The 13,725-nt window shown below is 57.3% G+C and carries 12 protein-coding genes and 1 pseudogene; 9 read left to right on the top strand and 4 right to left on the bottom strand.

Annotated features, from left to right (window positions below):
* Nucleotides 1-156 precede the first annotated feature (156 nt).
* The 3 genes and pseudogenes from CEE69_RS00545 (at nucleotide 157) to CEE69_RS00555 (ending at nucleotide 4,015) form a co-directional block, all read left to right on the top strand.
* Nucleotides 157-1,326, top strand: a complete 1,170-nt coding sequence (locus CEE69_RS00545; protein ID WP_099258615.1) for a PDZ domain-containing protein — start codon at nucleotides 157-159, stop codon at nucleotides 1,324-1,326.
* Nucleotides 1,327-1,457: 131 nt separating this feature from the next.
* On the top strand, nucleotides 1,458-2,561 hold the full coding sequence (gene mutY / locus CEE69_RS00550; RefSeq protein ID WP_099258616.1) for an A/G-specific adenine glycosylase: 1,104 nt from the start codon (nucleotides 1,458-1,460) through the stop codon (nucleotides 2,559-2,561).
* 180 nt (nucleotides 2,562-2,741) lie between these two features.
* Nucleotides 2,742-4,015: pseudogene (locus CEE69_RS00555) on the top strand (cytochrome-c peroxidase).
* Between the two features lie 280 nt (nucleotides 4,016-4,295).
* On the opposite strand, the gene CEE69_RS33585 reads toward CEE69_RS00555, so the two are convergent.
* The 3 genes from CEE69_RS33585 to CEE69_RS00570 form a co-directional block, all read right to left on the bottom strand.
* Nucleotides 4,296-4,490, bottom strand: a complete 195-nt coding sequence (locus tag CEE69_RS33585; RefSeq protein ID WP_158230933.1) for a DUF1589 domain-containing protein — start codon at nucleotides 4,488-4,490, stop codon at nucleotides 4,296-4,298.
* Nucleotides 4,396-5,826: a malic enzyme-like NAD(P)-binding protein gene (locus CEE69_RS00565; RefSeq protein ID WP_099258618.1), complete on the bottom strand. Its 1,431-nt coding sequence runs from the start codon at nucleotides 5,824-5,826 to the stop codon at nucleotides 4,396-4,398. The genes CEE69_RS33585 and CEE69_RS00565 overlap by 95 nt, the downstream gene beginning before the upstream one ends.
* Before the next feature lie 119 nt (nucleotides 5,827-5,945).
* Nucleotides 5,946-7,358: a magnesium chelatase gene (locus CEE69_RS00570; protein WP_199169774.1), complete on the bottom strand. Its 1,413-nt coding sequence runs from the start codon at nucleotides 7,356-7,358 to the stop codon at nucleotides 5,946-5,948.
* Nucleotides 7,359-7,697: 339 nt separating this feature from the next.
* Between CEE69_RS00570 and rpmF the strand changes: the two genes are divergently transcribed.
* From rpmF to CEE69_RS00615, 6 genes are all read left to right on the top strand, one after another.
* Nucleotides 7,698-7,880, top strand: coding sequence for a 50S ribosomal protein L32 (gene rpmF, locus CEE69_RS00580; protein WP_099259176.1), 183 nt, complete (start codon nucleotides 7,698-7,700; stop codon nucleotides 7,878-7,880).
* 40 nt (nucleotides 7,881-7,920) lie between these two features.
* Nucleotides 7,921-8,850, top strand: coding sequence for an ACP S-malonyltransferase (fabD, locus tag CEE69_RS00585; protein ID WP_099258619.1), 930 nt, complete (start codon nucleotides 7,921-7,923; stop codon nucleotides 8,848-8,850).
* Nucleotides 8,851-9,029: 179 nt separating this feature from the next.
* Nucleotides 9,030-9,788 carry a 3-oxoacyl-[acyl-carrier-protein] reductase gene (gene fabG, locus CEE69_RS00595; protein ID WP_099258621.1) on the top strand — a complete coding sequence of 253 codons (759 nt, stop codon included), beginning with the start codon at nucleotides 9,030-9,032 and terminating at the stop codon, nucleotides 9,786-9,788.
* Between the two features lie 139 nt (nucleotides 9,789-9,927).
* Nucleotides 9,928-10,173 (top strand): acyl carrier protein, encoded by a 246-nt coding sequence (locus CEE69_RS00600; RefSeq protein WP_007324899.1) that lies wholly within the window; start codon nucleotides 9,928-9,930, stop codon nucleotides 10,171-10,173.
* Between the two features lie 444 nt (nucleotides 10,174-10,617).
* Nucleotides 10,618-11,907, top strand: coding sequence for a beta-ketoacyl-ACP synthase II (gene fabF, locus CEE69_RS00610; protein WP_099258623.1), 1,290 nt, complete (start codon nucleotides 10,618-10,620; stop codon nucleotides 11,905-11,907).
* Complete coding sequence (locus CEE69_RS00615; protein WP_099258624.1) at nucleotides 11,894-12,607, top strand: response regulator transcription factor; 714 nt, start codon at nucleotides 11,894-11,896, stop codon at nucleotides 12,605-12,607. Before fabF ends, CEE69_RS00615 begins: the two co-directional genes overlap by 14 nt.
* 9 nt (nucleotides 12,608-12,616) lie before the next feature.
* Here the strand turns inward: CEE69_RS00615 and CEE69_RS00620 are convergent, their stop codons facing one another.
* Nucleotides 12,617-13,519, bottom strand: a complete 903-nt coding sequence (locus CEE69_RS00620; protein ID WP_233214460.1) for an efflux RND transporter periplasmic adaptor subunit — start codon at nucleotides 13,517-13,519, stop codon at nucleotides 12,617-12,619.
* Nucleotides 13,520-13,725: the final 206 nt, after the last annotated feature.

The raw sequence follows: 13,725 nt of genomic DNA on the forward strand, positions 1-13,725 counted from the left end.
CCAACCGCAAACAACGCGATCGACGCGTGCGTTCTTCATGATTTCCGGTAGAATACGATGACGGCCGAACCCGGGACACCCTGCCCTTCCTTGCAAAGGTGTCATCCTGACCCCAACCATGCCATTTCGCGGCCCTCCCACCCACCATGTGGCCCCATGCGTTCCGTTTCTTTGATCCACCAAAGCACGAAAATTGCTGGCTTTGCGCTCTTTTTGGCCCTCATTCCGGTCGCCCACGCCGCCACACCAGAGGAAATTGCCGCTCAAATTGAAAGCTTGTCCAGCGATTCATATTTGCGACGCGAGAACGCCACCAACGCACTTCTGAAAGCGGGTTCCGCCGCAATCGAGCCCTTGGTCAAAGTGCTCAAGCGGGGCGACCTGGAGACCACCCAGCGTGCGATCGGAATCCTGCAATCGATCGCCATGGCTCGGCCGATCCTGGAAGGCGATTCCGATCATCCCAAATTGGCGCGTCCTGATTCCGAGCAACCTGACGCGTGGGAGTCGCTACTGACCCTGTCGACGATGGGCGGCAGTCGCGGTGAACGAGCCACGATGGCGATCGAAGAAATCACTCACGTCCGTCGCTCTCAAACCGTTCAAACCCTATCGATGCAAGGCGCCCTCATCGGCGTCAAAGAATTCGTCTACGGCGCCACGACCAACCTGCAACGCGTCGTGGAAATCAACGAAGCCTACCAGGGCGACGACTCGCTACTGGAACTCTTGCGTTGGGTCGACCGCGTTGAGTTCGCCCGCATCGAAGGCCCCGCCATTCGACAAGACGTGCTGAAGGGCGTGACCCAGATGCCTGACCTCAAAACTTTGTCGCTGCTCTACGGCGACATCAACATGGAAACAATGAAGGTCATCGGCGACTTGGAATCGATCGATCACTTAGAGTTCCGCTACGTTCCGCTCAACGAAGAACTGCTCGACGCCATCGCGACGCTTCCGATTCGCATATCGCTCACACTCAACGGCACCGACCTTTCATCCGATCAGGTCGACGCACTGCGGCAAACCTTGCCGGGTCTGAACATCGAATTTAAACGTGGCGGCTTCTTGGGAGTCCGCTGCAACGACTCATTCAATGAATGCATTATCCAAAGTGTGGTTGACGACAGCGGCGCCGAAGTTGCTGGCCTGCAACGCGACGATGTGATCATTCGTGCCAACGGCGAACCCGTCAAAAAATTCGCGGACCTGCAAGCGGTAATCAACACGCGGGATCCTGGGCAAACGATTCGAATTGGGTACCGTCGCTTGAATGTCGAGTATGAAACCGACGCCAAACTTGGCAAACTGACCGAACCCAACTAGTTCGCCATTAGTTCGCCATCGACGATTCGTTCTGGTCAACGCCCCACTTCTCTCATCTATCCAGCACCATCGACAACGAAGCCCCGCAGATCGACTCCGGCAACTGGCGTGATTCCAACTGGCGGTCTCGAGTGCGCAAGCGACTGCTGACTTGGTTCTCGGACAACGCGCGTGATCTTCCCTGGCGACGCGATCACTCGCCGTACCGGGTTTGGATCAGCGAGATCATGTGCCAGCAAACTCAGGTGGCCACGGTTCTGCCGTACTTCGAACGCTTCCTCAGCACCTATCCAACGATTCGCAATTTGGCGGATGCGGACGAAAACCAACTGATGCGAATGTGGGAAGGGCTGGGTTATTACCGCCGCGCCCGATCGCTGCACGCCGCAGCGAAGAAGATGGTGGAAGAACACGACGGCGAGTTCCCGGAGTCCTTCGACGACGTGTTGGCATTGCCAGGCATCGGCCGCTACACCGCGGGAGCGATCCAGTCGATTTCTCGCAACCAAGCGTTTCCGATTTTGGAAGGCAACACGCAACGAGTCTTCAGCCGTTGGATCGGCTTGACCGTTCCGCCAACCGAAAAAATCGCTCAAGCCCGACTGTGGGAATTGTCGGACAAAATGCTGCCACGCCGAAAGTCAGACGATCGGTCCAACGGCCCGGCGGGATTCAACCAAGCCGCGATGGAACTGGGCGCTTTGATCTGTTCTCCTCGCTCGCCAAAGTGCGGCGAGTGCCCGGTGGCGACAATCTGCCACGCCAACCAACAGGGACTGCAGGACGATATCCCGGGCAAAATCAGCAAGGTCCAATACGAGTCTCGAACCGAAATCGCCGTCGTGATTTCTCGCGACGATCGGTACCTCGTGCGAACAATTCCCGAAGGAGTTCGTTTCGCCGGGATGATCGATTTCCCTCGCGCCGGTCCACCCGAAGCCGACGACGTGGTGGGAATGGAATCGTGGTTGGCAGGCCAACTGGGCGGTGATGTGACGCTCGGAATGCGTTTAAAAACCATCAAACACGCGGTCACTCGCTACCGTATGACCTTGCACGTTCACCTTGGCGAGTGGAACGTGAACAGCGACCGCGTCGCAGAGGACGGACCGATGCCGGACTCCTGGCAGTGGGCAACGGTCGACGAGTTGGCGGACATGCCGATGAGTGTGACCGGGCGAAAAATCGTCCGCTTACTCGACCGGCCGCAGCGTTCTCTTTTCTCTGAACTCTAAGCCAACTCGTCCCATTCGGTCTCAAAACGAATCGCCTCAATTTGAGTCGCGAACCGTGACTGAGATGCTAAACTGTAAGTCCTGCCTCGAGGCGAGAAACCGACGCGTTTCGCACTGCCTTGCCATCGGTTTTCCTGCTGCCACTGCCAGCCGAGAGAACAAGCCGGATTCGTCCGCCCGATGCTTCGTTTCAACGACGCTTCCCAAACACTTTGAATTTCACCATGACCATTCATCGCTTTTTGATGTGTGCCGCGGCGACTTTGGTTGCCGCCGCTCCGACCGCTTTCGCCGCGGAAACCGTTTCACTCGGCGACCCAACACTCACCGCTGGAATCCCCGGCGATGGACCACTGACGTTGGAACAAGCCCAACGTTTCATGGCCAATCCCGACAACCATGCGGAACTGAACGTCGAACTTCCCAAAGGGTTGGACGCCGCTTCAGGAAACATCTACATCCCCGAAGACAATCCGATCACGCGGGCCAAGATTGAATTGGGCCGACAACTGTATTTCGATCCACGCTTGTCAGCCGACGGCACGATTTCCTGTGCGACTTGTCACGCCGCTGAAACCGGCTGGGGAGCTCCGACGCAATTCGGTGTGGGGATCGGCGGCCAAACCGGCAACCGAAACTCACCGGTCTCGTTCAATCGCATTCTTAGTAAACACCAATTCCACGACGGACGAGCCGCGTCGCTGGAAGAGCAAGCGGTCGGACCGATCGCGAACCCGATCGAAATGGGCAACACCCACGAAGTCTGCGTCAAAACTTTGTCGGACAATGCGATCTACAAAGCCCAGTTCGAGAAGGTCTTCGATGACGGCGTGACGATCGACAATATCGGAAAAGCACTTGCGACGTTCGAACGAGCAATCGTGACCGGTCCGGCTCCTTACGACTATTACACCCCGTTGTCGGCATTTGAAAAGACGTTTGCCGACGATTTGGAATACCTCGATGAAGAGCCCGCACTCGCCGAGCAGTATGCCAAGCTGAAGGAAGAAGCCGCGAAAAACCCGATGTCCGAATCTTCGATCCGCGGCATGGAGTTGACGTTCGGCAAAGCCAACTGCACCGCTTGCCACGCGGGTGCCAATTTCACCGACGAACAATTCCACAACATCGGCGTTGGAATGGACTCCGAGAAACCGGACTTGGGTCGATTCGAAATCACCAAGGACGAAAAGGATCGCGGTGCGTTCAAGACTCCCACGATGCGAAACGTCGCGGACTCTGGCCCGTACATGCATGACGGCAGCCAAGAAACGCTCGAAGAAGTCATCGCTTGGTACAACAAGGGCGGTCACGCGAATCCGCATCTCAGCGACAAGATGAAGCCACTAAAGTTGACCGAGCAAGAAGAGGCCGACTTGGTTGAGTTCATGCGTCAAGGATTGCAAAGCGACTTCCCCGTCATCGAAGCGGGACGCTTGCCAGCCGACGGCTGATCCGCGGTCAAGCAACCTGTAGCTCGGTGGTCCCCCATCAAGAACGAGGTCGTGCAGTTTTCAAGTGCCGTGCTCGCGAGGTTGAAATCACCCTCCTGAACGCAGTTGGGGAGGGTCGGGATTCGAGCGTTCAGCGAGAATTCCGGGGAGGGCAATGCGAGCCGTTTCCCATGCTCGGCCCTCACCCTCGCGTACGCCTGAACGGCGCCGCTCTCCCCAAACTTCGTTTCGGGAGAGGTACGCCGTGTGCAAATCCGCCGAAAGGCGGCACAACCTCGAATCACGGCGGGGACCGCCGTGCCACAGTCCTGCACGCCTCGCTTTGTTCCAAAGCATTGGCTTGGTGCCAGGTGATAACCTGGCCTAACTCGCAGCCGCGTTCACATAATCTCTTCGGCGGGTTTGTTTCGCCGACGTGCGACGCCAGTTTCGACCGCGGCTTTCGCGACCGCCTGAGCGACGACTTTCGCGACACGACGGTCAAACACGCTGGGGATCACATAATCATCCAGCAGATCCGACTCGGGGATCGTCGCCGCGATCGCTTCCGCGGCCGCCAATTTCATCTCGTTGTTGATCGTCGTCGCTCGGACGTCCAACACCCCTCGGAACAAACCCGGGAAGCACAACACGTTGTTGATCTGGTTAGGGAAATCACTCCGTCCCGTCGCCATGATGCGGACGTGAGGAGCCGCGTTGGCGGGCAAGATTTCTGGATCAGGATTGGCCAACGCAAACACGATCGGATCGGCCGCCATCGCAGCCACATCTTCCGTCTGCAAAACGTTGGGTGCTGACACACCGATGAACACATCGGCTCCTTGAATCACTTCGGAAAGCTTGCCCGACGCACCACGTGGGTTGGTGTTGTCAGCGATCCACTGCTTCGATGCATCCGGCTGGCTGGGTTCGCCCGCGTGAATCGCTCCCTCGCGATCGCACACCACGATGTCCTTCGCACCGGAGATCAACAGCAACTTCACGATCGCGGTTCCCGCAGCACCAGCACCGTTGACCACGATGCGAATCTTTGGAAGTGCTTTGCCAACGCGAAGCAAACTGTTCTTCAGTCCCGCCAACACCACAATCGCGGTGCCGTGTTGATCGTCGTGGAAGACCGGGATCTCGAGTTCTTTGTCCAACCGTTCTTCGATCTCGATGCAGCGTGGTGCCGAGATGTCTTCTAAGTTGATTCCGCCAAACGTCGGAGCCAACTGGCGAACGGTTTCAATGATCGCTTCGGTGTCTTGGGTGTCCAAGCAAATTGGAAAGGCGTCGACGTTCGCGAATTCTTTGAACAGCATCGCTTTACCTTCCATCACCGGCATGGCGGCGCGAGGCCCGATGTTCCCCAATCCCAAAACAGCGGAACCATCGCTGACCACAGCGACAGTATTTTGCCGAATGGTCAAAGCGAACGACGAATCGGGATCTTCCGCGATCGCATTGCATACCCGAGCAACGCCGGGTGTGTAGGCCATCGACAAATCGTCCCGCGTTTTGATCGGCATCTTTGGCAGCACTTCGATCTTGCCGCCCAAGTGCATCAGGAAGACACGGTCGGAGGTGTGCACCACCTCGACCTCTTCCACCGTGCGAAGGTGCTCAACGATCCGCTTGCCGTGGTCGACATCGCGAGCGTTGACCGTGAAGTCACGCGAGATTTTGCCACCGCGAATGTTGACGATGTCGACTGCGCCGATCGCCCCGTCCGCTTCGCCGATCGCGGTGGTGATCTTGCCCATCGCCCCGGGCGAATCGGAATAACGCAAACGGATCGTGATGGCGTACGACGGGCTGTGCTGGTTCATCTTGGCGAGTCACCCTTCAAGGCTGGGGTGTCGGCGGTCGGGTCAACGAGCCGACCTTGTACCACGTCGCCGCAATCACGTCATTGCCAGAGAATCTCTGCCACGTCCCTGCGCCCGGCTCAAGTTTCGTAGCTGATCTTGCCGTGGCGTTGCGAGCGGCTGATTTTGTCCAAGCTATAGAGTCCCGCGAGAACGAACTCGACGCACGAAGCTCGCATCGCTTCGTTTTCGCTCGCGTTGACCTCAAACGCCCGGTCCCATGCCGGCGGAACATGCTGCAAACGCTCCGCGTACTCACTGCTCGGCAACATCGTTCCAACTTCCACTCGGACGCCGCCACGGAAGATCTCCGCGATTTCGGCCAGCCCGTGTTCTTCGATGTATTCGCCGAACACAGTTTGAATGGCTTCCGCGATCACCGAGTCGATCACTTGCTTTTCAGACATCTGATGCGTGCCCATCAAATCCAATTCCAACTTGCCAAGCGAACTGGCATACAGATGCCCGAGGTCGCTGATCCGAGGAACGGCGGGACTCTCGCCGTGCACGATGCCGCGTTGCCGAGCCGATGCGACGATTGTCCGGAAATTCGCCAGCGAAAAACGTGCTGACACGCCGGACGCCTGATCGATGTACTTGCTCTGGCGAGCTTGGTGGGTGATCTCCTCGATGATCTGATACATGAACAAAGGCACATGCACCGGGTAAGGACCGCCCAAATCGTCGCCAACTTCTTGCTGCAGGATTTCGATTCCCTGCGTCCGTTCGGATGGGTAGTGAGTTTGCACGATCGTCCCGATCCGATCCTTCAGCTGCGGAATGACTTTACCGGACCGGTTGTACGTCGACGGGTTGGCCGAGAACAAAATCATCACGTCGAGCTCAAACCGAATTGGATAGCCGCGAATTTGCACGTCGCGTTCTTCCAAGATATTGAACAAACCGACTTGGACCAAATCATCCAACTCGGGCAATTCATTCATCGCGAAAATGCCGCGGTGCATTCGCGGAATCAAGCCAAACGAGAGTGCTTCCTCGGCACTCATGCTGACTCCGCCGGTCAGTTTCGCCGGATCGATTTCGCCAATGATGTCGGCGAATTTGGTGCCTGGCGACAACCGTTCCGCATACCGTTCACTGCGATGCCACCACCCGATTTGGATGTCTTCAGGCGAATGCTCGGCGACCAAACGCTTGCCCAATGACGAAATCGGGTTCAGCGGATCCTCGTGAACGGGAAGGTCGGGATGATCGATGTAGGGAATCCACGGGTCGAGAAATTGGACCAACTGCCGCATGATTCGGCTTTTCGCTTGGCCTTTTTCGCCCATGAACAACATGTCGTGACCGGCCAACAAAGCCAGACTGATTTCCGGAATGACCGTGTCTTCGTATCCCACGATGCCCGGAAACAACTCTTCGCGGTCGGCCAGCATCCGCGAAAAGTTGTCGCGGATTTCTTGTTTGACCGTTTTGGACTTCCATCCGCTCTCGATCAATTGCTGTAAATTGCGGGCTTCGGGGGCATCCATCGTCGTTTTCGCGGGACTTGGCACAGGGCTGGTCACGTGTGGGCTCAGGGTAAAGAGGCGTCGGTGCAAGGAAGCATCTCGCTGCGATGAATCCTATCTGATTCAATCGTATGCAACCGGGGAGGCCCATGGTTCAGACATCTCCACCGAATCGGTGAGTCTTTCCGAATTGACGCAATCCAACCGGGAAGAGACCGCGGTGTGGCAAAAGGCCATGGAAACCGGGACTTTTGGGTCCAGGACGCGTTGACGGAACCCACGTCAGGTGCTTATCTTTCGCGGTTTGAAATTCGTCCACTCCACCCATTCGAAGATCGCCCGTTCGCGGGCTTGTCTGCCATGGCCGTCCCAAAACGCAAGCACTCCAACAGCCGTACCGGCAAACGCCGCGCCCACGATCACTTGAAAAAACGTCAAGTGACGTACTGCCCGCAGTGCAGCACCGCTGTTCCAACGCACGTCGTGTGCCCCAAATGTGGTTATTACCAAGGTCGAACTGTCGTTGAAACGACCGACCAGTAATCTCAACCGCCACAGAATTCTGAACTGAGTACGACCTGCCGTGAGTCTTGACGCAGCGAAACCAGCGATCCTGTTTCCCGGCCAAGGTGCTCAGACGCCCGGCATGGGAACATGGTTGTGCGCGGAATATTCCATCGCCAACGAATTGTTCGGTGAAGCCGCCGACGTCCTGGGATACGACCTGAAATCCCTTTGTGCGGATGGGCCTGCTGAAAAGCTGAACGAGACCGTTCATAGCCAACCGGCATTGTTCGTCGTCGGAATCGCGGCTGCTCGAGTCCATGACGACTTGAATCCAGAGCTGGCGAAGAAGATTGTCGCCGCCGCGGGACTCAGCTTGGGCGAGTACACCGCTGTTTGCTACGCCGGTGGAGTCTCCTTCGCCGATGGTCTGAAGCTGGTTCAAAAGCGAGGCGAGGCCATGCAGGCTTGTGCTGACGCGACCGAATCTGGCATGGCCAGCGTGCTGGGTCTGGATCTTGAGAAACTGACCGCAGTTTGCGAAGAGTGCCGAAGCGGCGACGAAATCCTGCAACCGGCCAATCTTCTCTGCCCTGGCAATATCGCCGTCTCCGGACATCGATCAGCCTTGGAACGACTCGAACCAGTCGCTTCCGCCGCGGGTGCGATGAAGGTCGTGCCACTCAGCGTCGCCGGAGCTTTTCACACTCCCATCATGGATGGCGCAGTGGAACAACTCACACGGGCTCTAGAAGAGGTCGAGTTGTCGGACACGCGAATTCCGGTGTACAGCAACGTCGACGCGAAACCACACACTTCCGCCGACGAAATTCGTCAGTTGCTGGCACGCCAAGTCGTCAATCCAGTTCGCTGGGACGACTCCATCAACGCGATGCTCGGTGACGGAATCGATGGTTTCCTGGAAGCAGGAACCGGTCGCGTTTTGCGAGGCACGATCAAACGGATCGCTCGCAAAACACCCACGGACGGTTTCGGCGACCAACCCTGATTCACCGAAGTCCACACCAAGCAGCTACGAAGCGGAATTCAAATTCGACGGCCTTGGAAGGGCGTCGTACAACCGCCGATGAACGCATCTGAACGTCCTCGCTCGGAAACGGGCCAGTAAAACATTCGCGTTCTTGCCCCACTTTCTCCCCAAACTCCCAACCCCACAGACTTGCCCCCATGGATCTCTCCCTGTCGGTTGATTTGAAAGATCAGGTTGCCATCGTCACCGGTGCCAGCCAAGGTCTCGGTCGCGCGGTCGCCGTCGCACTGGGACAAAATGGAGCCCATGTGGTCTGCGTCGCTCGCAATGCAGACAAGCTGGCCGCCACCGTCGCTGAAATCGAAGCCGCCGGCGGAAAAGGCGAAGCCTTGCCTTGCGACGTCACCGATCGCAAGGCTGCGGCGGAAGCCATCGAAGGCACTCACAAGAAACACGGTCGCCTCGACATCCTGGTCAACAACGCCGGGATCACACGCGACAAACTGATGCGTGGCATGTCCGACGAAGAATGGGATTCCGTCATCGCGACGAACCTGACCAGCTGCTTCGTTTGCTGCCGGTCGGCTGCCGGCGTGATGCGTCGCAGCAAGTACGGGCGAATCATCAACATGGCCAGCATTTCAGGTTTGATCGGCAACCCCGGCCAAGCCAACTACTCGGCCAGTAAAGCGGGCATGATCGGAATGACGCGAACGATGAGCAAGGAGCTTGTCTCTCGCGGTGTGACCGTCAACGCGGTCGCTCCCGGCTTCATCGCCAGCGAAATGACCGCTGAACTTGGTGAAGTCGTCATGGAAGAAGTCAAAAAACGAATCCCGGCCAAACGCGTTGGCAAGCCCGAGGACGTCGCAGCGGCGGTCTTGTTCTTGGCCAGCCGTGATGCCAGCTACATTTCAGGGCAAACCATCGTCGTTGACGGTGGAATGGTCGGCTAACGGCATATTGACGCGTTTTAGCTGCGTCCCCTATGTTCTGCCCCGAGCGGCTATGGAGTGCCGCCTCGGTTGTGCCCTGCCCCACAGATCTGCACTTTCCCTTTTCGAACCAACTGACATTTTAATCGGAGTTACGCCCATGGCGTCTATCGAAGAACGCGTGGTCGACATTGTTTCTGAACAGCTCGGCGTTGACAAAGACAAAATCACCCGCGAAACATCGTTCGTCAACGACCTCGGTGCCGACTCGCTCGATACCGTCGAATTGGTGATGGAGCTCGAAGAAGAGTTCGACATCAGCATTCCTGATGACTCCGCCGAAAAGATCCAAAAGGTCGGCGAAGCGATCGATTTCATCGAAAAGGAAAAAGGCGAAGACGCCTAGTTCTTGATGAGAATGCACGCAGACGATTTCCCTCGTCTACTGATGCATCATAAATTGCACGGAACGCCTCGCGGGATCTTGCTTCAAGATCTGTGAGGGGTTTCGAATCCATGGCGGCGAAGCCGGACGCGGTTTTTGCCCATTGTGAAAATCCAGCTGTGTGAGCTCCAGCCATTCGCGCTGGAGCCCAGGTCTTTGGCAAGATCGACGGGAACCTCCGATGCCCTCGCATTCCCGCGTGGCGCGACTGGACGCAGAATCTGCGTCGCCCGGCAATCTTTCGCCAATCGCAATCATCCGCAACGCAGACTGCATCGCCGCCATTTCGCCCTGTCATTTCGTTACAATGGCAAGGTGCTGGCGGCGTTTTTTGTTATGTTGCCTCTCGCGTGTGCCGCGGTCCCTTCTCTTAACACTCACCCACGTTAATTCGTCACCACGCTCATGACGGACGCTTCCTCAACACCTTCTTACGATCCTTCCATGTCACGACGCGTCGTGATCACCGGTTTGGGTACCGTCACACCCTTGGGATGCGACGTCGAGACTCTTTGGTCCGCCTTGTTGGCAGGCAAATCGGGAATCCATGAGTTGTCCATCATGGACACCTCGAAATACAAGGTTCACTTTGGGGGCGACATCCCTGAGTTCAACGTCGCGGACCATGTGGAACCCAAAGAGGCCAAGCGACTGGATCGATTCACTCAATTCGCCGTTCACGCCGGCGCGCAAGCCGTCCTGGATTCAGGTATCGACTGGGACAAAACCGATCGCAATCGCTGCGGCGTGATCTTGGGGTCGGGAATCGGCGGCCTGAACGAGATCGAAGAACAGATCGAGCGAATGCTCAACAAAGGGCCGGACCGTGTCAGTCCGTTCACCGTCCCGAAGATGATGGTCAACGCCGCCGGCGGTAACATTTCCATCCGGTACGGACTCAAAGGCCCCAACTACGCCGTCGCAACGGCTTGTGCCAGTGCCACCAACGCCATGGGCGACGCCCTGCGAAGCATTCGCGGCGGCGAAACCGATGTTGTGATCACGGGCGGCACCGAGGCCGCGATCACTCGAATGGGTCTGGCCGCGTTCCAAAACATGAAGGCTCTATCGACTCGCAACGATGATCCGCAACGTGCCAGCCGTCCGTTTGACTCCGACCGAGACGGATTTGTTCTCGCCGAAGGTGCCGGACTGCTCGTCTTCGAGGAACTCGAACACGCACAAGCCCGCGGCGCGAAGATCTATGCGGAAGTCCTGGGCTATGGAACAACCAGCGACGCGGGTCATATCACCGCTCCGGATCCAGAAGGATTGGGCGCCGGCGCTGCGATGCGAGCCGCGATTCAGGACAGTGGCCGCGCGGCGACTGAAATCGATTACATTAATGCACATGGGACCAGCACACCTTTGGGTGACAAAGCTGAAACTCGCGCGATCAAGTCAGTCTTGGGCGACCACGCCCAGAATGTTGCGATCAGCAGCACCAAGAGTGCCTTGGGGCACTCCCTGGGTGCGAGCGGCGGGATTGAAGCTGTGATTCTGTGTCAAACAATCCAAAACAATGTGATTGCTCCTACTATTAATCTCGACACTCCAGATCCAAATTGCGATCTCGACTATGTTCCCAACCAACCGCGGGAACAAAAGGTCGATGTGGCAATGAGCAATAGCTTCGGGTTTGGGGGTCATAACGCGTGCGTTCTCTTTGGACGATTCTCTCATGACGGCTCTTGATAATCCGAACTCCGATTTGTTCGACCCCAATGCATCGCCTCAGGAGGACGCTGGTCCCGAACCAGTGGTCTACATGGTCGATGACCAACAAGCCGAACTGGACTTGTTGCAACGCTGGTGCTCGCAAGAAGGCTTGAAGACGGAAACGTTTAATCAGGCAGAAGACTTGCTCAAACTTTTGCATGCTGATTCGCATGGCTGCGTCGTCGCTGACTTGCGGATGCCACGACTGAGCGGCCTGGAACTGCAAGCCGAGATGTCTCGCCGCGAGTTGACCATCCCGGTCATCTTGGTCACCGGCCACGGCGACGCGGAAAATTGCCGAGCTGCTTTCCAGCAAGGCGTCTTCGACTTCATCGAAAAGGGTTTCCGCCACGAAGAAATCCTGCACGCGATCAACAGCGCGATCCGCAAACACCGTCGTGATCGCTTTCGTTATCAAGTCCGCAAAGAGGCCCTCGACTTGCTGCGAAAGATCTCGCCTCGTGAAACAGAAGTCATGCTGTTGCTCGCCGGAGGTTCGCCTCTCAAAGGCATCGCACAGGAACTCAGCATCAGCGTTCAGACCGCTTCCAAGCACCGCGGCAGTATTTTCACCAAGCTCGGCATCGATAACGAAGTCGACTTGTACAAGATGCTCCTGGCTGCCGAAGTCAACCTGGACGCCGGACCAGCCGCATTGGTCCCGCCAGCTTCCTGATCGACTCGATCACTTGCCCAGCGGCTTGGCTTCGCCCGTCGCTGGCAAGATTCGCATGGTGCCGCGAATTCCTGGTCTCGCCTTTTCATCTGGATTGCGAAAGCTGGCCCACACCCGAATCTGTGAATTCACCGGGTGAACTTCTTGCGACACAAACGTCACCTCGCCTTGCAACTTGGTGACGGTCTCTTTGCCATCGAGTGACTCAGTCCACTCAAATTCAGCCGGACGGCTTTTGAGCTCCGGCCCATACTGGCGGCCGTCAACAAACCCGCTGACTCGGATTGGGTCCAATGAGACCAATCGCAGCAACGGCGTTCCGGCGTCCACCCATTCACCGGCCGACACCATTGTCTCGGCCACGCTTCCGACGATGGGTGATCCAATGCGATGGTCACGAAGCTTGAGCTCCGCCATTTTGAGCAGCGAACGCTTTTCGCTTGCTCGAGCCTCCGCGACCTCCAATTCCTTTCGGGCTTGTTCGATCGATAGCCCGGCCTGATCGATGACCAGCTGCAACCGATCAATCTCGGTGGCCGTCACACTGTTCTTGTAACGTTTGTTCGCGTCGATGCTCTGCTCCAACTCTCGCATCCGAACCTCGCGAGTCCGTTCGGCATATCGCTGATCAACGTCGCTGGCGGCACTCAGTTCCGCAGCTTTCGCGGCAGCTTCGGCGGCGGCCAACTCGGCTCGTGCGCGGCGATCGTCCAACTGAACGAGCAAATCGTTCTCCGAGACCCGTTGCCCTTCCGCGACCGCCAACGTAGTCACTCGCCCGGCGATGGGAGCGGCCAGTGCCAGGTCGGTGGCCAACATCGCTTGAGCTCCTTCGATCACGATTGCCGCGGACTTTGCATCGTCGGCCAGCAACGGTGAGACACCACCGATCGTTGCGGAAGCAAACAGCACTGCGATCAAGCAACGGATCGCTAGCGACCTTGTGCGTAGGCCGGGCAAACCCGCGAATTTTGATTGGAAGCCAGAAGAAAACACCGGGCGACTCTCCGACAATTTGTTTTGAGTGGATCAAACCAGATTGCCAGTCTAATTCAATTCTGGGTGCCTGCGGCCGAAGTTCAGACTGGCTCTCACCCAAGGGCGATTCAATCGAAGGG

The organism is Rhodopirellula bahusiensis (genome assembly GCF_002727185.1).
GTDB lineage: Bacteria > Planctomycetota > Planctomycetia > Pirellulales > Pirellulaceae > Rhodopirellula > Rhodopirellula bahusiensis.